The sequence below is a fragment of the Vibrio sp. N418 genome (assembly GCF_000222565.1).
GTDB classification, from domain to species: domain Bacteria; phylum Pseudomonadota; class Gammaproteobacteria; order Enterobacterales; family Vibrionaceae; genus Vibrio; species Vibrio scophthalmi.
Window position 1 is genome coordinate 1 of record NZ_AFWD01000049.1, and the last position, 1460, is coordinate 1460.

Sequence of the window (1460 nt, forward strand, 5' to 3'; positions counted from 1 at the left end):
GCGGGTAAAATAGGCATTATTCTATTTATTCGCTCTCTCCACTCATCGGTTTTCATCCTCGTCAAAATCAGCTCTCTTTGTCCCGATTCTTTGCCAAGTTCGCCGTAAAACATGCCAAGGTTAGTGAGTTTCCTCATTCAGTTTCAGTGCTGGTTCGTGGTTAGTTTTGCGGGCTCAAAGTGGGGAAAGGGCAAGGTTAACGAAAGTCCCCACTTGCTGATGGTTTCTTTCGTTATATTTCCCAGATTCAAAAGCATTTTTGGTCGCTGGTCATCACCATTTTTCGCTTGTTGAAGCTTGGTCTGTAACATTGCTGGCTCTGCAAATTCGTGAACACTGTTGGGTTCTTTGGATTTGGCGATTTCTTCGGTCGTACAGGCTTGGTTTTTCGTGGTAACTTTGGCTTATGTGGCTGAATTTACATAACAAAGCATTTAAGACGGATTCTCAACGCTTGGCAATTTCAGCTTAGGTCAGCTTTAGTGCTAAAAGTGGCAAGGTTTAGGCTTGGGTGGTCGCGTTGTTCACCACTTAATGCGGCGTTATGTGGTTAAACGGGATGAGATATGAGTTGTGATAACTGCAAACAGATTAAATTAGAAATCAGCAACCCGAATGATTTGGTTGAAGCAATTCACCTTGTTAGAAGAAACGTCGAATCTAAAACTCTTAAATACCTAGGGTACGGTGCTTTTGGTGAGCCTTTTTCGAGATTTTCTAATGGTAAGTATTGGGGCGATATCGTAAATAACTATTTTTCCTGTAGATTGTGTGGTCAGCTAATCCACCTCAGAGCAGAAACTTATCACGGAAGTGGCGGTCAGCTGATTCATAGACCTGCGTTGGTTGAGAAAATTTGCATAGATGGCTTCACCACATAACAAAGCGTTTAAGACGGATTCCCAACGCATGGCGTTTTCGGCTTACTTTGGTTTTAGTATTTATGTCACAATGGTTTAGGTAGGGGGGTCTGCGTTGCTCACCACTTAACGCGGCGTTATGTTTTAATGGAATTTCAATGGCTTAAATGCCTTTGAGTCGTTCTTTGCCCCTTTCGCTATTCGTTGGGAGTAGACTCAGCAAATCACTATTGTCGCTCAGTTTTTAAATCTCTCAGCCCGTAAAACATGCCGAGGTTCGCGGGTTGCTTCATTCAAGTTTTCAGGTGGTTTGGTCGTCTTGTTTCTCTGGCTCAAAGTCGCTTTAGGCATATTTCCCAATCAGCCAATAACCTTGGCAGTAGCCTCGGCAAATCACCATTGTTCTGCGCTGTTGTTGCTAAGAAAGGGTGCTTGTTGAGGCTTGATCGAGTTGCCTCATTATCAGGGAAGTGGGCTTGCTCGTTTCTGGTTTGACGCATCTGCCGGTCAAGTGAGTTCGAGCTTGTGACTTGGTTCAGAAATCTAGGTCTGCATCCCAGTTCTTTGCCAAGTAATTCAGTAAGTTGTGCTAAAACATAA

1 protein-coding gene is annotated in these 1460 nt (G+C 43.6%); it reads left to right on the plus strand.

The annotated features are described in order from the left end of the window. Nucleotides 1-566 precede the first annotated feature (566 nt). Nucleotides 567-881: a hypothetical protein gene (locus tag RH86_RS10015; protein WP_009386076.1), complete on the plus strand. Its 315-nt coding sequence runs from the start codon at nucleotides 567-569 to the stop codon at nucleotides 879-881. Nucleotides 882-1460 lie beyond the last annotated feature (579 nt).